At 59.6% G+C, this 17,141-nt stretch carries 15 protein-coding genes, 1 pseudogene and 1 riboswitch; of the genes and pseudogenes, 8 read left to right on the plus strand and 8 right to left on the minus strand.

From position 1 onward, the window contains the following. Positions 1–6: 6 nt before the first annotated feature. Positions 7–909, plus strand: coding sequence for a transporter substrate-binding domain-containing protein (locus QMK52_RS09165; protein WP_005792229.1), 903 nt, complete (start codon positions 7–9; stop codon positions 907–909). A gap of 9 nt (positions 910–918) precedes the next feature. Here the strand turns inward: QMK52_RS09165 and QMK52_RS09170 are convergent, their stop codons facing one another. Both QMK52_RS09170 and QMK52_RS09175 read right to left on the minus strand, forming a co-directional pair. Then, positions 919–1,638 carry a 16S rRNA (uracil(1498)-N(3))-methyltransferase gene (locus QMK52_RS09170; RefSeq protein WP_005792227.1) on the minus strand — a complete coding sequence of 240 codons (720 nt, stop codon included), beginning with the start codon at positions 1,636–1,638 and terminating at the stop codon, positions 919–921. A 70-nt stretch (positions 1,639–1,708) separates the two neighbouring features. Then, positions 1,709–3,115, minus strand: coding sequence for an adenosylmethionine--8-amino-7-oxononanoate transaminase (locus QMK52_RS09175; protein ID WP_194439471.1), 1,407 nt, complete (start codon positions 3,113–3,115; stop codon positions 1,709–1,711). A 272-nt stretch (positions 3,116–3,387) separates the two neighbouring features. On the opposite strand from QMK52_RS09175, the gene QMK52_RS09180 reads away from it, so the two are divergent. Then, the gene (locus QMK52_RS09180; RefSeq protein ID WP_005792225.1) at positions 3,388–3,939 is read left to right on the plus strand and encodes a cytochrome b; all 552 of its coding nucleotides are present in this window, start codon (positions 3,388–3,390) and stop codon (positions 3,937–3,939) included. A gap of 32 nt (positions 3,940–3,971) precedes the next feature. Further along, complete coding sequence (locus QMK52_RS09185; RefSeq protein WP_014720298.1) at positions 3,972–4,571, plus strand: YceI family protein; 600 nt, start codon at positions 3,972–3,974, stop codon at positions 4,569–4,571. Positions 4,572–4,756: 185 nt separating this feature from the next. Here the strand turns inward: QMK52_RS09185 and QMK52_RS09190 are convergent, their stop codons facing one another. The 5 genes from QMK52_RS09190 to ahcY form a co-directional block, all read right to left on the minus strand. Then, on the minus strand, positions 4,757–6,640 hold the full coding sequence (locus tag QMK52_RS09190) for a DEAD/DEAH box helicase (RefSeq protein ID WP_005792223.1): 1,884 nt from the start codon (positions 6,638–6,640) through the stop codon (positions 4,757–4,759). 222 nt (positions 6,641–6,862) lie between these two features. Beyond that, positions 6,863–7,666, minus strand: coding sequence for a substrate-binding periplasmic protein (locus tag QMK52_RS09195; RefSeq protein WP_005792222.1), 804 nt, complete (start codon positions 7,664–7,666; stop codon positions 6,863–6,865). Between the two features lie 63 nt (positions 7,667–7,729). Further along, positions 7,730–8,812, minus strand: a complete 1,083-nt coding sequence (locus QMK52_RS09200) for a hypothetical protein (RefSeq protein ID WP_320404029.1) — start codon at positions 8,810–8,812, stop codon at positions 7,730–7,732. Positions 8,813–8,887: 75 nt separating this feature from the next. Next, positions 8,888–9,733, minus strand: a complete 846-nt coding sequence (gene metF, locus QMK52_RS09205) for a methylenetetrahydrofolate reductase [NAD(P)H] (protein ID WP_320404030.1) — start codon at positions 9,731–9,733, stop codon at positions 8,888–8,890. Positions 9,734–9,911: 178 nt separating this feature from the next. Then, the gene (ahcY, locus tag QMK52_RS09210) at positions 9,912–11,321 is read right to left on the minus strand and encodes an adenosylhomocysteinase (RefSeq protein ID WP_005792218.1); all 1,410 of its coding nucleotides are present in this window, start codon (positions 11,319–11,321) and stop codon (positions 9,912–9,914) included. A 21-nt stretch (positions 11,322–11,342) separates the two neighbouring features. Further along, positions 11,343–11,449, minus strand: a riboswitch (S-adenosyl-L-homocysteine riboswitch). A 198-nt stretch (positions 11,450–11,647) separates the two neighbouring features. Here ahcY and QMK52_RS09215 point away from each other — a divergent pair. The 3 genes from QMK52_RS09215 to QMK52_RS09225 all read left to right on the plus strand — a co-directional run bounded on the left by QMK52_RS09215 (position 11,648) and on the right by QMK52_RS09225 (position 15,031). Then, positions 11,648–12,052: an acyl-CoA thioesterase gene (locus tag QMK52_RS09215; protein WP_005792217.1), complete on the plus strand. Its 405-nt coding sequence runs from the start codon at positions 11,648–11,650 to the stop codon at positions 12,050–12,052. A 100-nt stretch (positions 12,053–12,152) separates the two neighbouring features. Next, positions 12,153–14,072, plus strand: coding sequence for a patatin-like phospholipase family protein (locus tag QMK52_RS09220; RefSeq protein WP_320404031.1), 1,920 nt, complete (start codon positions 12,153–12,155; stop codon positions 14,070–14,072). A gap of 71 nt (positions 14,073–14,143) precedes the next feature. Then, on the plus strand, positions 14,144–15,031 hold the full coding sequence (locus tag QMK52_RS09225; RefSeq protein WP_005792214.1) for a formate/nitrite transporter family protein: 888 nt from the start codon (positions 14,144–14,146) through the stop codon (positions 15,029–15,031). Here the strand turns inward: QMK52_RS09225 and QMK52_RS09230 are convergent. After that, on the minus strand, positions 15,025–16,284 hold the full coding sequence (locus QMK52_RS09230; RefSeq protein ID WP_005792213.1) for a cation:proton antiporter: 1,260 nt from the start codon (positions 16,282–16,284) through the stop codon (positions 15,025–15,027). The two genes, QMK52_RS09225 and QMK52_RS09230, sit on opposite strands and share 7 nt — an antisense overlap. Positions 16,285–16,402: 118 nt before the next feature. On the opposite strand from QMK52_RS09230, the pseudogene QMK52_RS09235 reads away from it, so the two are divergent. Both QMK52_RS09235 and QMK52_RS09240 read left to right on the plus strand, forming a co-directional pair. Further along, a pseudogene (locus QMK52_RS09235) lies at positions 16,403–16,675 on the plus strand (EamA family transporter); the annotation flags it as partial. Between the two features lie 31 nt (positions 16,676–16,706). Beyond that, positions 16,707–17,093, plus strand: a complete 387-nt coding sequence (locus tag QMK52_RS09240) for an MAPEG family protein (protein ID WP_320404032.1) — start codon at positions 16,707–16,709, stop codon at positions 17,091–17,093. The last annotated feature ends 48 nt before the right edge of the window (positions 17,094–17,141 follow it).

The raw sequence follows: 17,141 nt of genomic DNA on the forward strand, positions 1-17,141 counted from the left end.
ATAACAATGAAAAAGATCCTGTTGACCGGCTGCACCCTGGGGCTTTTGTTGGGGGCAAACGTCCATGCGGCCGAAACGCCTCTGGAGGGCACCTTGAGCAAGATCGCCAGCGCCAAGGCCATCACCCTGGGGTATCGCGATGCGTCGGTGCCGTTTTCTTACATTGGGGATAACAGTGGCAAGCCGATGGGCTACTCGGTGGATCTGGCGAGCAAGATTGTCGAGCGCATCCAGCAGAAAATCGGGGTGAGTGAGCTCAAGGTGAAGTACAACCTGGTGACGTCCCAAACCCGTATCCCGCTGGTGCAGAACGGCACCGTCGATCTGGAATGTGGCTCCACCGGCGTGACCGCCGAGCGGCAGAAGCAGGTAGCATTTTCCTACGGGTTCATCTACGTGAAGGGGCAGTTGCTAACGGCCAAGGACAGCGGGATCAAAGGCTTTGTCGACCTCAAGGGCAAGAACGTGGTGACCACTGCCGGCACCACCAATGAACGCTTTCTCAAAAGTTACAACGCTGAACACAAAGCCAATATGTTCGTGATTAGCGCCAAGGACCATGGCGAGGCTTTCAAGATGCTCGAGACCGGCCGTGCGGTCGCGTTCTATATGGATGATGCGTTGCTTTACGGCGAGCGCGCCAAGGCCAAGGACCCGCACCACTGGGTGGTGGTGGGCGAGGAGCAGTCGCGGGAGATCTACAGCTGCATGGTGCGCAAGGACGACCCGCAGTTTCTCGCCGTGGTCAACGAGACTTTGGGTGATCTGTACCGTTCGGGAGAGATCAACGGGATTTACCAGCGCTGGTTTGAACAGCCGATCCCGCCGAAGGGTCTGAACCTGGAATTCCCGATGACCAGCGAGTTGAAGGCGATCATTGCCAAGCCGGTGAGTGATCCGGTGGAGTGATCGCTCCGTTTAGAAATCACCCCAGAGTTGCTGGGCGACCGACAGCGCCACCACGGGCGCGGTTTCGGTACGTAATACCCGTGGCCCCAACCGCGCAGCATGGAAGCCAGCGCCTTGGGCGGTGTCGACTTCGCCGTCGGTCAAGCCACCTTCCGGCCCGATCAGAAACGCCAGGCTCGAAGGCTTCGCGTGACTGATCATCGGCTCGGCGACTGGGTGCAGCACCAGTTTCAGGTCGGCTTCAGTTTGCTTCAGCCAGTCGGCCAGCAACACCGGTGCGTGAATCACCGGCACCGTTGAACGCCCACACTGCTCGCACGCGCTGATGGCAACCTGACGCCAGTGCAGCAGGCGTTTGTCGGCGCGCTCATCCTTGAGGCGCACTTCGCAGCGCTCGCTGAAGATCGGTGTGATCGCATTGACGCCCAGTTCAGTGGCTTTCTGGATCGCCCAATCCATGCGCTCACCCCGGGACAGGCCCTGGCCGAGGTGGATGTGCAGCGGCGATTCATCTTGGCCGGCAAAGCTTCGCGTCAGTTGCACGGTGACGCGTTTTTTACCGACTTCCAGCAGCGTGCCACTAAACTCCTGGCCAGAGCCGTCGAACAGCTGCACGGCATCGCCTTCACCCATGCGCAACACACGGCTGATGTAGTGCGCCTGGGCTTCGGGAAGTTCGTGATCGCCGAGGCTCAGCGGGGTGTCGGTGAAAAAGCGGGACAGTCTCATTTCTGTTCTCTGAAGAGGTGTATGCAGGAGCGAGCTTGCTGTGGCAAGTCGGTTCTTACAGGGGTTGGTATCAACCCGGGTCACGAAAGCCTGGGTGAAAATCTTTCGGCACCGCCACACTGACGTTGCTGTTAGTGGCGATATCAATCCCCTCGCTGGCCACTTCGGCCAGGAAGTCGATCTGCTCCGGTGTAATCACATAGGGCGGCAGGAAATACACCACGCTGCCCAGTGGCCGCAACAGCGCGCCACGCTCCAGTGCGTGTTCGAATACCTTCAAGCCACGGCGTTCCTGCCACGGGTAGGCGGCCTTGGTGGCTTTGTCCTGCACCATCTCGATCGCCAGCACCATGCCCGTCTGGCGCACTTCCGCAACGTGAGGATGGTCCACCAGGTGCGCGGTGGCGGTCGCCATGCGCTGGGCCAGGGCCTTGTTGTTTTCGATCACGTTGTCTTCTTCAAAGATATCCAGCGTCGCCAAGGCTGCCGCGCACGCCAGCGGGTTGCCGGTGTAGCTGTGGGAGTGCAGGAAGGCGCGAAGGGTAGGGTAGTCGTCGTAGAAGGCACTGTAGACATCTTCGGTGGTGACCACGGCGGCCAGCGGCAAGTAGCCGCCGGTGAGGGCCTTGGACAGGCACAGGAAGTCCGGGCGGATGCCGGCCTGTTCACAGGCGAACATGCTGCCGGTGCGGCCGAAGCCCACGGCGATTTCGTCGTGGATCAAGTGCACGCCGTAGCGGTCGCAGGCCTCGCGCAGCAGCTTGAGGTACACCGGGTGGTACATCCTCATGCCGCCGGCGCCCTGGATCAGTGGCTCGACGATCACCGCGGCAACGGTATCGTGGTGGTCAGCCAGGGTCTGTTCCATGGCCAGGAACATGTTGCGCGAGTGTTCTTCCCAGCTCATGCCGTCGGGGCGCAGGTAGCAATCGGGGCTCGGCACTTTGATGGTGTCGAGCAGCAGCGCCTTGTAGGTCTCGGTAAACAACGGCACGTCGCCTACCGACATCGCGGCGATGGTTTCGCCGTGGTAGCTGTTGGTCAGGGTGACGAAGCGCTTCTTGTTCGGCAGGCCGCGGTTGAGCCAGTAGTGAAAGCTCATCTTCAATGCGACTTCGATACAGGATGAACCGTTATCGGCGTAGAAGCAGCGCGTCAGGCCTTCAGGCGTCATCTGCACGAGGCGCTCGGACAACTCGATCACTGGCTGGTGGCTGAAACCGGCGAGGATCACATGCTCCAACTGATCGACCTGGTCCTTGATGCGCTGGTTGATGCGCGGGTTGGCGTGGCCGAACACGTTGACCCACCAAGAGCTGACGGCGTCGAGGTAGCGTTTGCCTTCGAAGTCTTCCAGCCATACGCCTTCACCGCGCTTGATCGGAATCAGCGGCAGTTGCTGGTGGTCTTTCATCTGGGTGCAGGGATGCCACAGCACCGCGAGGTCGCGTTGCATCCACTGGTTGTTCAAGCCCATCGGTGATCTCCTCGAAGCGGTCCTGCGGCGCGCGCAGGCGAAACAATCGCGCAAGCCTATGCAATGGTGGCGAGTGTCACAAGCCATTGTGGGGCAATTGGCGGTAAATGCAGGACGGTCTGTCGCGTTTCTTGGGAATAGTCTTAATCCCTTGTTAATTTATGATACCTAGCCTCTTCATCGTATTTCTCGATATTTCAAAGCGAAATTTTCCGCTTTAATTCGATAGGTAAAACGCTAGTCTTGGGCACAGTTCTTACGGGATTAAGTACATGCAGCTACGCAATTCGCCGGCCCGCTATGGTTGGGTCAGCATGGTTTTGCACTGGGGCGTAGCCCTGGTTGTGTTCGGTTTATTCGCCCTGGGCTTGTGGATGGTCGGCCTCGACTACTACAGCGCCTGGCGCAAAGATGCGCCGGACCTGCACAAGAGCATTGGCATCACGCTGTTCGCGATCATGCTGGTACGTATCGTCTGGCGCCTGGTCAGCCCGCCGCCGCCACCGCTGGCCAGCTATAGCCGCCTGACGCGGATCGGTGCTGCATTTGGCCATGCGTTCCTGTATCTGGGGCTGTTTGCCGTGATGATTGCCGGTTACCTGATTTCCACCGCAGACGGTGTCGGTATCCCGGTGTTTGGTCTGTTTGAAATTCCTGCCGTGGTTTCCGGTCTACCGGACCAGGCAGACACAGCCGGTTGGGTGCATCTTTACCTGGCCTGGGTGTTGGTGGTCTTCGCCGGTTTGCATGGCGTGGCTGCATTGAAACACCACTTTATCGATCGTGATGCGACCCTGACACGAATGCTGGGGCGCAAAGCCTGATGTTCAACCTCGACTCACAAGGAATAGAAAGCATGTTGAAAAAAACACTCGCTGCGCTGGCAATCGGTTCTGCTCTGCTGTCCGCAGGTTCGGCGATGGCCGCTGACTACGTGATCGACAAGGAAGGCCAGCACGCCTTCGTCGATTTCAAGATCAGCCACCTGGGCTACAGCTACATTACCGGTACCTTCAAGGACCTGGACGGCAAGTTCAGCTTTGACGCCGCCAAGCCGGAAGACGCCAAGATTGAAGTTAACGTGCGTACTGCCAGCGTGTTCTCCAACCACGCCGAGCGCGACAAGCATGTCAACAGCAAGGACTTCCTGGAGTCGGGCAAATTCCCTGATGCCAAGTTCGTCTCCACCAGCGTCAAGCCAACTGGCAAAAATGCTGATGGCAAGCTGACTGCTGATGTGACCGGCGACCTGACCTTCCACGGTGTGACCAAGCCGATCCTGGTCAAAGCCACGTTCCTGGGCGAAGGCAAGGATCCATGGGGCGGCTACCGTGCCGGCTTTGAAGGCACCACTAACATCAGCCGCAAGGAATTCAACAAAGACGGTATGGACGTAGGTCCACAGTCTGACAACGTTCAGCTGTACATCACGTTTGAAGGTGTGAAAGCGAAGTAATTTTCGCCGCGCATAAAAAATGCCCTGCATCGAAAGATGCGGGGCATTTTTTTGGCTGACGATTCGTGTTGCCTAGCCGGGCCTCATCGCAGGCAAGCCAGCTCCCACAATTGAAATGCATTCCCTTGTGGGAGTGGGCTTGCCCGCGATGGCGTTGTAACAGTCAACGCCTATGGCTTTGGAACTCAGCGGTTGCGGGTCAGCAGCGCCGGTTTTTCACCACGAGGACGGCCTGGCAGTTGGTCCAACTGCTCAGGTGTCGGGAAGCGATCAGCTTTCGACTCCTTGTGGATAATCTTCGGCGCCGGGCCTCCACGCGGGTTTTGCACCGCTGGCTCGGACAGGCGTGGCTGGTCGTCACGGGCCGGGCGGCGGTTATTGCTGCGCGAGTCCTCGCGACGGGCCTGGCCGTCACGCGGTGCACCGTTGCGCGGGCCGCTGCGCTTGGCAGGCGGAGTACCGGTGGTGCCGCCGCTGCTGTTGCGCGGGCCGTTCTGACGGCCACCCTGTGGCTGGCCGCCACGGGGAGCACCCGCACCGGCGCCTTGTGCCGGAGCACCTGGACGACGGCCACGGCCCTGGGCCGGTTTGGCCTGGGGCACGTAGTCGACGCGGTTACCGAAGTTATCCACATCGTCGTCGAGGAACTCGTCCGGGGCACGGTCAGCGGCGGCGCGTGGCGGCTGGCTCGGCTGGCGCTGTTCGCGGGCCGGGGTGCCTTCACGTGGCTTTTGCTCACGGGCCGGGCGTTCACCTCGGCTGCTGGTGGCGGACTTTTCCTTGCCCTTGTCCTTGCCTTTGTCGCGACGACCACCGCCACCACCGCCGCCGTTCGGGCCATCGCCCTTCGGACCGCGTGGGTTGCGCGGGTTACGCACATCCGGACGCTCGCGGGCTTCAGGTTTCTCGGCCTCCACGGCGCTGGCATCGAAGCCCATCAGGTCGCCGTCGGCGATTTTCTGCTTGGTCATGCGTTCGATGCTTTTCAGCAGTTTTTCTTCGTCCGGAGCGACCAGGGAAATGGCCTCACCCGAACGACCGGCACGGCCAGTACGGCCGATACGGTGCACATAGTCTTCATCGACGTTCGGCAGTTCGAAGTTGACCACGTGTGGCAACTGGTCGATATCCAGGCCGCGGGCGGCGATATCGGTGGCGACCAGGATGCGCACAGTGCCGGCCTTGAAGTCGGCCAGGGCTTTGGTGCGCGCGTTCTGGCTCTTGTTACCGTGGATGGCGACAGCGGTGAGACCGTGCTTGTCCAGGTACTCGGCCAGGCGGTTGGCGCCGTGCTTGGTGCGGGTGAAGACCAGCACCTGTTCCCACGCGCCGTGGGTGATCAGGTGCGCCAGCAGCGAGCGCTTGTGGCTGGCGGCGAGGCGGAATACGCGTTGCTCGATACGCTCGACCGTGGTGTTCGGTGGCGTGACTTCGATGCGCTCCGGGTTGTGCAGCAGCTTGCCGGCCAGGGCCGTGATGTCCTGGGAGAACGTTGCCGAAAACAGCAGGTTCTGACGTTTGGCCGGCAGGCGTGCGAGGACCTTTTTCACGTCATGGACAAAGCCCATGTCGAGCATACGGTCGGCTTCGTCCAGCACGAGGATTTCCACGTGGGACAAGTCGACGCTGCCCTGGCCGCACAGGTCGAGCAAACGACCCGGGCAAGCGACCAGTACGTCAACGCCACGGGACATGGCCTGAACCTGTGGGTTCATGCCGACACCGCCGAAGATGCAGGCGCTGACGAACTTCAGGTCGCGGGCGTACAGCTTGAAGCTGTCATGGACCTGGGCTGCGAGTTCGCGGGTAGGGGTCAGGACCAGTACACGCGGTTGGCGCGGGCCGTGACGCTGGGATTTGTCCGGGTGACCGTTGGGGAACAACCGCTCCAGAATCGGGAGGGCGAAACCACCGGTTTTACCGGTACCTGTCTGAGCCGCGACCATCAGGTCGCGACCTTGCAACACGGCGGGAATGGCCCGCTGTTGCACCGGAGTAGGCTCGGTATAGCCCGCTGCCTCGATGGCGCGGACTAAAGCCTCGGAGAGACCGAGGGAAGCAAAGGACATGAGTAATCCTGTTTTAGTTAGGGCTTGGCCCAAAGGGATAATCTTGCCGGGCGTGAATGGCGCTTAGGGGAGCGCAATCCCGTCCGGTCCTGCTGTGTCTGGCGGGCACTCCACCGGCTCGCGCGGGCTGCAAAGCTGCGCAGTAGCTGGGTTGGGTGCCTTTTTCAAGACCCGAGCGGCCGGGCGTAAGCCTGGCGGAAAGGCCGGAGTATAACAGAGCAATCACGGCGCGCTGCTTTCCTGCTGCTCAACGGCGTGTTCGGAGGCTGATATCGGTGCGGTTTGCGCCTGCATCCCACCATATTTGGCGCTCAAGGCGGCATAGGCCGGCTCTTGCTTGAAACGCTTGAGCTCGGCGGCAAAGCGCTGTACCAACAGGTCCATGCCGGCTCCACGGCGCACCGCGAGAAATTGTTGTTGGCGGCTGACCACCACTGCCGCCTGGCTGACTTTGCCCTCAAGGCCCAGCGTCTTGATGATGTGCTGCCCCACTCGCCGGTCAGTCACGACCATATCGATGCGCCCGAGCATCAGCTTGCCGAAATTGGCTTCATGGCTGGGGGCAGGCTCGCGCTCGAATGCGCTGGACCCACTGAATGTCTCGCCATAGAGGTAGCCGGGCGAGATGCCGACAGTCAGGCCACGCAGCTCATCAAGGGTTGTGGCGGGGTGAGGGCGATCATTGGCGTAGAACAGGACGAATTCGACTTCCGACAAGGGTTCACTGGGGTAGAGCAACTGGGCGTCGCGTTCATGGCTGTGGAAAATATCCAGCGCGCCATCGGCGTGACCCTGCTCGAGCATCGCCAGGCAGCGCTTCCAGGGCAGGAATTGCCATTGCACTTCCACGCCCAGACGTTGGAACACGGCCACTGTGGTTTCGTAATCCAGGCCGGCCCTGGTGCCGTTATCGTCGTAGACATAGGGCGCCCAGGGCTCGGTGACAATGCGCAGTTTCTCGCCATGAGCGACCAGGCTCAGGCAAGAAAAAAGCACAGCGGTCAGTAGCTTGAAAATGGCGGGCATACCTTGAGGTTACGACGCTCCCGACAGAAAGAGAAGCTCTACCACGCGCATTGGCGGGCGGTGTTATTTCGCCGGAGCGTCCAGCAAGTGTTCGTGGATCGCGGCGCGGCGCTCGCCCAGTATCAGCCGCACCACGGGGTTGGCGAACCAGTGTTCCAGTTGGTGGGCATCCAGTGGACGCTTCTGGCGTTCTTCCTGGTTTTGTCGTGCCTTGTCCCACCAAACCGGACCGCAGGCCTGATCGAATTCGTTTTCGTGTTCGTAGCAGCCATAGAGGATTTCACGAATGAACTGCTGCTGGTGCTTGGGCAGCAGCAAGGTAATCAGCTTGTACATCATGCGCTGCACGCGCGGCGGGCGCGGCAGGTGCGAGGAGACCTGGCGGGTATCGGCCAGGGCCTGTGCACTGGTTGGGGCACTGGCGTGTTTGGCGATCCACGCCTTGACCTTGGCCCGGAACAGCTGTTTGCGGCTCCAGTAATGGTGGATCAGGTCCGGGCATTCGCGCACGTTGACGGTGCGGTAGGCGGCGATGGACAGGCAGAACTCTTCCAGGGTGTAGGCGCCCTGGGCGTGGGGGAACAGTTCATCCATCAATTCGATGGAGCGGTCGAGGATGTGTGCATCCTGTTGGGTCAGGCCCATGACCCCGGAATTGAGGGTCATCATGTCATCGTCGGCCACGCCCATCTCCAGCAGGCGCTGATGCAGGGCGGTGTAGAGGATACTTTCGTGGTTGTCGCCGTACTTGGTGTAGAAGGCGTTGCACAGCAGGGTGCCGGGCTGCACGCGCTCGAACAGGGCGATGGGCGAATGTTGGAAGAACGTGTCGGTGTCGATCAGCAGCGCCACCTCGGACTCTTCCAGTACCTGGCGCAGTACCACGTGTTTGGTGCGGAAATGATAACCGTGGGGCTCGCTCCAGCGTTTGCGAGTGGCCTCGTCCAGTGGGCGCACGCGTACCGGCAGCAGGTGATAAGGCTCGGGATTGTCGGTGAACACCTGGATGTCCACGTTCGCGTCCGGGGTGTCCTGCAGGAACGCCAGTGCGCTGGCGATGCTGAATACCGCTTCCTGGTGGTAGGTCTGGGCACCGAAGACCAGATAGACCAGTTGCGGGCGGGAAGTCGGGGACACTGTATTCATGGACTGCGGGGTTCCGTGGGTCACGTAAAACGACAAAGGCCCTCGTCTGAGGGCCTTGGTACAACCGAACAGACCTCAGCGTGGCAGCTTGAGGTTGTTCCAGACAGCAAGACTGGGTTCAGATTGGTTCAGGGTATAGAAATGCAACCCTGGCGAACCACCCTGCAACAATTGCTCACACATCTCGGTGATGACCTGTTCGCCGAAGGCCTGGATGCTTTTGACGTCGTCGCCATAGGCTTCCAGTTGCTTGCGCACCCAGCGGGGGATTTCGGCACCGCAGGCGTCGGAGAAACGTGCCAGCTTGCTGTAGTTGGTGATCGGCATGATGCCCGGCACGATCGGGATATTCACACCCATCGCTTGTACACGCTCGACGAAGTAGAAGTAACTGTCGGCGTTGAAGAAGTACTGGGTGATTGCACTGTTGGCGCCGGCATTGGCCTTGCGCACGAAGTTCTGCAAATCGTCTTCGAAATTGCGCGCCTGGGGGTGCATCTCCGGGTAAGCGGCCACTTCGATATGGAAGTGATCGCCGCTTTCTTCGCGGATGAAACTCACCAGGTCATTGGCGTAGCGCAGCTCACCGCTGGCCATGCCCATGCCGGACGGCAGGTCGCCACGCAAGGCGACGATACGCTTGATGCCGGCAGCTTTGTATTGGGTCAGCAGACCACGCAGGTCGGCCTTGCTGTCGCCCACACACGACAAGTGCGGAGCGGCGGGAATTTTGACTTCGCTTTCCAGCTGCAACACGGTGTTGATCGTGCGGTCGCGGGTCGAACCGCCGGCGCCGTAGGTGCAGGAGAAGAAGTCGGGGTTGTAGCTGGCCAGCACCTTGGCAGTGGCCATCAGTTTTTCATGCCCAGCATCGGTCTTGGTCGGGAAAAACTCGAAGCTGTAGCGACGGTCTTGGGACATGGTAATACCCTTGGAAACTCGAAAGCCTGGAAGGCATACGCAATCGATGCGGGTGCCTGGCTTTCTGTGGGAGCTGGCTTGCCTGCGATAGCATCAGCTTGGTGTTACTGGAACACCGAGGCGTCTGCATCGCGGGCAAGCCCGGCTCCCACAGAAGAGCCGGCGCCAGCAAGGCCGATCAGTAGCGGTAAGCGTGCGGCTTGAACGGACCTTCAACCGTCACACCGATGTAGTCGGCCTGGGTCTTGGTCAGTTGAGTCACGACGCCGCCGAAGCCGCGGACCATTTCCAGGGCCACTTCTTCGTCGAGTTTCTTGGGCAGTACTTCAACGGTCAGGCGCTCGGCTTTCTGGGCTGGCGACAGGTCGGCGTACTTCTGTTCGAACAGGAAGATCTGCGCCAATACCTGGTTGGCAAACGAGCCATCCATGATGCGGCTTGGGTGACCAGTGGCGTTGCCCAGGTTCACCAGGCGGCCTTCGGCCAGCAGGATCAGGTAGTCATCGTTCTGTGGGTCGAAATTGCCGGCGCCGGTACGGTGAACCTTGTGCACCTGCGGCTTCACTTCTTCCCACGCCCAGTTCTTGCGCATGAATGCGGTGTCGATCTCGTTGTCGAAGTGGCCGATGTTGCAGACAACGGCGCGCTTCTTCAGGGCCTTGAGCATGTTCGCATCGCACACATTCACGTTACCGGTGGTGGTGACGATCAGGTCGATCTTGCCCAGCAGGGCCTTGTCGATGCTTGCTTCGGTGCCGTCGTTGATACCGTCGATGAACGGCGAAACCACTTCGAAACCATCCATGCAGGCTTGCATGGCGCAGATCGGGTCAACTTCGGAGACCTTGACGATCATGCCTTCCTGACGCAGGGACTGGGAGGAACCCTTGCCCACGTCACCGTAGCCGATCACCAGGGCTTGCTTGCCCGACAGCAGGTGGTCGGTGCCGCGCTTGATCGCATCGTTCAGGCTGTGACGGCAGCCGTACTTGTTGTCGTTCTTGCTCTTGGTCACCGAGTCGTTGACGTTGATGGCCGGGATCTTCAGCTCGCCCTTGGCCAGCATATCCAGCAGGCGGTGCACGCCCGTGGTGGTTTCTTCGGTCACGCCGTGGACGCGGTCGAGGATCTGCGGGTACTTCTTGTGCAGCAGTTCGGTCAGGTCGCCGCCATCGTCGAGGATCATGTTGGCATCCCATGGCGCGCCATCCTTGAGGATGGTTTGCTCCAGGCACCACTCGTACTCTTCTTCGGTCTCGCCCTTCCAGGCAAATACCGGGATACCGGCGGCAGCGATAGCGGCGGCGGCCTGGTCCTGAGTCGAGAAGATGTTGCACGAGGACCAACGCACTTCGGCACCCAGGGCAACCAGGGTTTCGATCAGTACGGCAGTCTGGATGGTCATGTGGATGCAGCCCAGAATCTTCGCGCCCTTGAGCGGCTGTTCAGCGGCGTACTTGCGACGCAGGCCCATCAGGGCCGGCATTTCGGATTCGGCGATAAAGGTTTCGCGACGGCCCCAGGCAGCGAGGGACATGTCGGCGACTTTGTAGTCGTTGAAATCTGCAGGCGTCATTACAGCGCTCATAGAGAGCCTCCATTCGTAGTGTGCGAATGGGCGCCGTTGTGCGTTTAGTATCAGGCCAGGGCAACCAGGCCGGACAACGCCCCATCCGAGCCTGACAGGTTGAACCTGCTGCAGCGCCCCTCGGACAGGTGGCGGGAGAACGGTATCAATCGAAGATGACCGTTTTGAAACGGAGGCGATTATAGCCGTGTATGTGGCACTTCCCAAGCCTTTCTGTCGGCGGCATGAAGATCGCGCATGGGGGCGATAGGCAATGGCTCATAGAGCTTGGGCCCTGGCTCTGCCATGATGTTGCCCATCATTTGGCAAGACGCTTTGGAGTGATCATGAACTTCCACACCCGCAAATGGGTAAAACCCGAAGACCTCAACCCCAACGGCACCCTGTTCGGCGGCAGCCTGCTGCGCTGGATCGATGAAGAAGCAGCCATCTACGCGATTGTCCAATTGGGCAACCAGCGCGTGGTGACCAAATACATCTCCGAAATCAACTTTGTCAGCGCCTCGCGCCAGGGCGACATCATTGAACTGGGTATCACCGCCACTGAGTTCGGCCGCACCTCCATCACTCTGACCTGTGAAGTGCGCAACAAGATCACCCGCAAAAGTATCCTGACGGTGGAAAAAATGGTCTTCGTCAACCTGGGCGAAGATGGTTTGCCGGCGCCCCATGGCCGTACCGAAATCAAGTATGTGAAGGACCAGTTCCAGGACGAAGGTCTTTCTGAGTAACACCTGCGCGACGTGATTTGCGTTACCGAATCATTCCGTGTGGATCCTTGCGAGGCTCTCTCATCACTCAGGCCTACACCCTGTAGAGAGAGCCTCATGTATGAAAGTCTCCAGTTCCGTTGTAGAAAATAAGCCTCTTTCGTCTCAAACCTTCAGCCAGGACGTGAAGACGCCTTTGGTCAAGGGCGTGGGCGAGCGCAACCTGAGTATTTATCGGCATAGCGATGGCCGCGTCGAGGTGGTGCTGTCCCCGCCGCCGCCTGCTCATTTGGTGCTCAGTGGCGGTGGTGCCAAGGGCATTGCCTTTCCCGGGATGGTGCAGGCGCTTGAAGACGCCGACAAACTCAAAGACGTCAAGGTGGTGTCGGGCTCGTCTGCCGGTGCGATTTCTGCAGCGTTACTCGCCAGTGGCATGGACGCGAAGGCGTTCACGCAGTTGTCGAACAGTCTCGACTTACCTAGCCTGCTCAACAGCAAGGATCCGATCCTGGCCTGGCTGCAGGATGCCAGTTCCAAACTTGGCAAGCTTGCCGGCAATCTACCTGGCCCGGGCGGCAATATTTCGCAACTGCTGCTGACCCTGCTGCCGCGCCTGCAAACCGAGGGGCAGCCCCTGGAAGAATTGATTCGCAACCAGTCACGTCAATCGATTCTTGCCCATGTCGAGCGCATGCCCATGGCGGACCGCCCGCCTGAAGTCACGCAAATCGTCGACCGGCTCAAAGCCGGAGCCGGGCCCACCTTTCGCGACCTGGAGGTGTTGAGCCGCCATATTCCGGCGATCAAGCAACTGAACATCACGGGCACAGGCATGTTCGACGGTCGTCCACAGTTGGTGGTGTTCAATGCCAGCCTGACGCCAGATATGGACATCGCCCGTGCTGCGCTTATTTCGGGGGCGTTGCCGGGCCTGTTCAAGAGCCCGTCCGAACAGGGCCATGGGTTTCAGGCGGATGCAGAGGTTACGGCGTTTCAAGACGGAGGGCTGCTCCTCAATACCCCTGCCCCCGGTGTCATTGAACGTTCGTTTGCGGAGAGCCCTTTGGGCAAGGACGAATCGCTGATCGTCAAGTTCGAATCCGAGCAGAGCTCACCACCGCGCCAGAGCGGTGACTTTTTCAGCCATTTGGCTGACACGTTCACAGGCACGCCGCATACCGCGGCTGAAACCTACCAAAATGACCGGCTCAAGGCGTTCTCGGATCAAACGGTGACATTGCCGTTGAACTCGAACAAAGGCGATTTTCGCGGCCTGCTCAACGGCACCGTCAACTTCACCATGACCCTTGAACAAAAACAGCATTTGCAGGCCCAGGCTCGCCAATCGGTGTCGAGCCACCTGCAAAAGCGTGAGCTGACACGTGAGCGCCATGAGTTCGCCTCCCTGGACGATGCTGTGTTGGCGATGGATGATCAAATGCTTGCCAGCGTGCAGGGTGAATTGCGCAAGGACCCCGCCAGCGTAGACGCACTGCGGTTTCGCGATGAGGCGAAACAGGTGTTGGAGGCGTTGAACAGTGCAATTACCGAAGCCAACCAATCCGACACGTCCCTGAAGATTACTCCGAAGATTGCTGCGGCCTTACGCAATCTGGACTCTCTCGCCAGCAGGCCCGAGCACATCGAGTGGTTGGGCAAACGTCTGAATACGCCGGGCCAGCGTAATTTCCAGCAGCTTTTACAGGTGGGCGCCAAGCAAAAATCGGACAGTGTGCCAAGTATGTCCAAGGTATTCAGCAGCGCGGTCGCCGAGATGCAAAGTCGGGATATCGGGGTGAAAACTGAGAACTTTACGCGGGAGGTCATCTACCCATCGCTGTACCGTCCTGGCCAGCCGGCATCCAACGTTGAGCTGCTGCAGCGTGCGGTGCGTGACTTGAAAGAGGCGAAGACGCCGCAAGACTTCAATAGCGTGCTCGATGGCATCATCAAATACTATCAAGCGCGCAATAAACCCTGGAGCAAACCCTTGAGTTCCACCACCGTGGAACAGGCCAAGGCGTGGCGCATTCCGGTTTAATTGCCGGGCCATTGAACAGCCATCGTCGCGGCATGTCGTAGCTTCAGGCACCCCTCGGACTTTGGTACATCATGGCCACTCAAGCAGACGGCAAGACCCCCAACCTGTCGCAGGAAGAGCAGCAGGACGTCGACAAGAACCAGCCGCCCCGTGCGGCGGTTCTTCACGAAATCATCCGTACCCAGGGCGACCAGGAGCTGGAGCGCAGTGTCGCCGCCTTATGGTGGTCGGCACTGGCCGCCGGACTTACCATGGGCCTGTCGTTGATGGCGATGGGTTTGCTCAATTCACGCCTGCCGGACGCCGAGGGCTTCAAGGTGATAGCCAGTTTTGGCTATTGCGCGGGGTTTCTGGCGGTGATCCTCGCACGCCAGCAACTGTTCACCGAAAACACCCTGACCGCGGTGCTGCCGGTCATGAGCAAACCCACTCTGGGCAATGCTGCACGTCTGCTACGGCTATGGACAGTCGTGCTGGTAGGCAATCTGTGCGGTACTTTGCTGGTGGCTTACGTGATGTTGCATTTACCGATTTTCGATACCAAGACCGACCTGGCCTTTCTTGAAATCGGACGCAAGATCATGGAGAACGATTCTGGCCAGATGTTTGCCAAGGGCATCGTTTCCGGCTGGATGATCGCCACCATGGTGTGGATGATCCCATCGATGGAAAGCGCAAAGATGTGGATCATTATCCTGATCACATACCTGATGGCCCTGGGTGACTTCACGCATATCGTCGTCGGTTCGGCGGAAGTGTCTTACCTGGTGTTTGCCGGCGAGCTGCCGTGGAAGGATTTCTGGCTGGTGTTTGCCGGACCGACCCTGGCGGGCAATATCATCGGCGGCAGTTTTATCTTCGCCCTGATCAGCCATGCGCAGATTCGCAGTGAGAGCAGCTTGCCAGGCAAAGCTGCTGCGGACCCGAGGCATCCGCAGCCGACTAGAAAAGATCAGTGATGTTCAGGCGTGGCCTGGGGTTCGCCCCGGGTCACGTGTTTGACCAGCTTGCCGATGCTCAACCCCTGCAACAGGATCGATGACAGCACCACGATGTAGGTGATGCTCAGCAACAAGTCGCGCTCCGGACCCAAGGGCAGCGCCAAGGCCAAGGCCACCGAGACACCGCCACGCAAACCACCCCAGGTCAGGATGCGGATAGTGCCGCGCGGTACCGTGCGCCAGCGCCGCAGCAGCAAGATCGCCGGGGCCACCGTCAACAGGCGCGAGAGCAGGATCGCCACGGCGAGCAAACTGGCCGCGAATACGTGCAGCCAGTTGAATGGCAACAGCAGCAACTCCATGCCGATCAACGCAAACAGCAAGGCGTTGAGCATGTCATCAAGCAGTTCCCAGAAACCATCCAGGTAGCGACGCGTCATGTCGTTCATCGCCAGCTTGCGCCCCAGGTTGCCGATGATCAGCCCCGCGACCACCATTGCAATCGGTGCGGACACGTGCAGTTCCGAAGCCATGGCCGAACCGCCGATCACCAGGGCAAGGGTCAGCATCACTTCGATCTGGTGCTGTTCGATACTCTTGATCATCAGGTACACGAGGTAGCCGATCAGCCCGCCGAATACCACGCCGCCTATGGCCTCGTGGGCAAACAGCAGGGCAGTGGCGCCCACGGTGGGCGTCTCGCCCAACTGCGCGATACCCAGCAGCACGGTAAACACCACCACGGCGGTGCCATCATTGAACAGCGACTCGCCGACAATGGTGGTCTTCAGTGGTTTCGACGCATTGGCGGTACGCAGCACGCCGAGCACCGCAATCGGGTCTGTAGGCGAAATCAGCGCGCCGAACAGCAGGCAGTAGAGGAAGCTCACGTGCCAGCCGAACAGGGCGAAGATGTAGTACGCCAGGCTGCCGATCACCACGGTGGCGATCAACACACCAAAGGTGGCCAGCAGGCCGATGGGCCAGCGGTAACTGCGCAAGTCGTTCAAGTTGACGTGCAAGGCGCCGGCGAACAACAGGAATGACAGCATCCAGTTCATCAGCAAATCGCCGAAGTCGATCTGGCCGATCAGTTGCTGGATGCGCTCCTCCAGGCCGGGATAGCCGATAAAGCTCAGGCCCTGCAGGATCAGGGAAAAAATCAGCGCAGTGACCATTACACCGATGGTCGGCGGCAGGCCAATAAAGCGGAAGTTCACATAGGTGAGCAGGGTGGTGAGGCAAATGAAGGCGGCGACAAGTTCGAGCATCCGGGGTCCTTGGAGCAGGGAAATGTAGGCGCATGGGGTGCGCCGAGGTGGCGTTTAGTATAAACAGGTGAAGTTACATCACGAATCAATTGAGGCGGTTCTGGTGGTAGCGACAGCCCTGGTGCTGGTGCGCAAGCGTGCGGCCTTCAGCCTGTTCTGGCGCACTCAATGGCGGTTGGGCCTGAGCGTGGGATTGTGCGTGTTGTTGAGCTACGCTTTGGTGCTTTGGGCCATGCAGTTGGGCTCGATTGCCGAGGCGGCGGCGTTGCGGGAAGTCAGCGTGATCCTGGTGGTGCTGTTCGGCATGCGTTACTTGAAAGAACCTTTTGGCCGGCCACGGCTCATAGCTTGTGGGTTGGTGCTGATCGGCATGTTCGTGATGAAACTCTAACCGTCGGATAAATCCAAAAAAGGAATGAGTGATGACAGTCGCTTTCTGGTGTGTGTTGATCGCAATTTTTCTGCCCTATCTATGCACGGGTGTCGCCAAGTTCAGCACGGGAAAGTTCGGAGCTCGGCACAACCACGACCCGCGTGCTTTCCTCGATACCGTTGAGGGTGTCGCCAAGCGCGCCAACAATGCGCAACTCAACAGCTTTGAAGTGACCCCGGCGTTTGCCGCGGCAGTGATCATTGCGCACATGGCCGGCAACGCCGAGCTGGTGACGATCAATGTGCTGGCGGTGCTGTTTATCACCAGCCGCCTGCTGTACATCATTTGCTACCTGGCCGATTGGGCGATTTTGCGTTCGCTGGTGTGGGTCGTGGGAATGGCGTTGATTGCGAGTTTCTTCTTTGTCTCGATCTAACGCCTGAGCAAATCCTTTGTGGGAGGGGGCAAGGGGAGTCGTCTCACC

It is taken from the genome of Pseudomonas sp. P9_2, from assembly GCF_034008255.1.
Classification (GTDB): domain Bacteria; phylum Pseudomonadota; class Gammaproteobacteria; order Pseudomonadales; family Pseudomonadaceae; genus Aquipseudomonas; species Aquipseudomonas synxantha_A.

Coding starts and splice junctions, on each gene's coding strand:
- QMK52_RS09165 (WP_005792229.1), top strand. CDS start 7: ATGAAAAAGATCCTGTTGACCGGCTGCACCCTGGGGCTTTTGTTGGGG.
- QMK52_RS09170 (WP_005792227.1), bottom strand. CDS start 1,638: ATGAGACTGTCCCGCTTTTTCACCGACACCCCGCTGAGCCTCGGCGAT.
- QMK52_RS09175 (WP_194439471.1), bottom strand. CDS start 3,115: ATGGGCTTGAACAACCAGTGGATGCAACGCGACCTCGCGGTGCTGTGG.
- QMK52_RS09180 (WP_005792225.1), top strand. CDS start 3,388: ATGCAGCTACGCAATTCGCCGGCCCGCTATGGTTGGGTCAGCATGGTT.
- QMK52_RS09185 (WP_014720298.1), top strand. CDS start 3,972: ATGTTGAAAAAAACACTCGCTGCGCTGGCAATCGGTTCTGCTCTGCTG.
- QMK52_RS09190 (WP_005792223.1), bottom strand. CDS start 6,640: ATGTCCTTTGCTTCCCTCGGTCTCTCCGAGGCTTTAGTCCGCGCCATC.
- QMK52_RS09195 (WP_005792222.1), bottom strand. CDS start 7,666: ATGCCCGCCATTTTCAAGCTACTGACCGCTGTGCTTTTTTCTTGCCTG.
- QMK52_RS09200 (WP_320404029.1), bottom strand. CDS start 8,812: ATGAATACAGTGTCCCCGACTTCCCGCCCGCAACTGGTCTATCTGGTC.
- metF (WP_320404030.1), bottom strand. CDS start 9,733: ATGTCCCAAGACCGTCGCTACAGCTTCGAGTTTTTCCCGACCAAGACC.
- ahcY (WP_005792218.1), bottom strand. CDS start 11,321: ATGAGCGCTGTAATGACGCCTGCAGATTTCAACGACTACAAAGTCGCC.
- QMK52_RS09215 (WP_005792217.1), top strand. CDS start 11,648: ATGAACTTCCACACCCGCAAATGGGTAAAACCCGAAGACCTCAACCCC.
- QMK52_RS09220 (WP_320404031.1), top strand. CDS start 12,153: ATGAAAGTCTCCAGTTCCGTTGTAGAAAATAAGCCTCTTTCGTCTCAA.
- QMK52_RS09225 (WP_005792214.1), top strand. CDS start 14,144: ATGGCCACTCAAGCAGACGGCAAGACCCCCAACCTGTCGCAGGAAGAG.
- QMK52_RS09230 (WP_005792213.1), bottom strand. CDS start 16,284: ATGCTCGAACTTGTCGCCGCCTTCATTTGCCTCACCACCCTGCTCACC.
- QMK52_RS09240 (WP_320404032.1), top strand. CDS start 16,707: ATGACAGTCGCTTTCTGGTGTGTGTTGATCGCAATTTTTCTGCCCTAT.